Source organism: Gilvimarinus sp. 1_MG-2023 (assembly GCF_030548285.1).
In genome coordinates this window covers 1-236 of record NZ_JAUOSC010001714.1, presented here as the reverse complement: position 1 = coordinate 236, position 236 = coordinate 1, and the positions used below count along the sequence as shown (strand labels likewise).

The following is a 236-nucleotide window of genomic DNA, read 5'->3' as shown; positions in this document are numbered from 1 at the left end:
AGAATCATCTGCTTGCTGTCTTCCGCCAGCGTCAGGATGCCATCAACCATCTGGCTGACGGTTTGGGCTTCCAGGGCAACCCCGTGATCCGGGCAACGCGGCGTGCCGACACGAGCAAACAGCAAGCGCAAATAATCGTAGATTTCGGTGACGGTACCCACCGTGGAACGAGGATTGTGCGAGGTGGACTTTTGCTCGATGGAAATCGCCGGGGACAACCCTTCGATCAGATCGAC

General features: G+C 57.2%; 1 protein-coding gene. It reads right to left on the bottom strand.

The features are described from left to right. A partial coding sequence (locus Q4563_RS22620) for a hypothetical protein (RefSeq protein ID WP_303606148.1) occupies nucleotides 1-236 on the bottom strand: 236 nt, incomplete at both ends.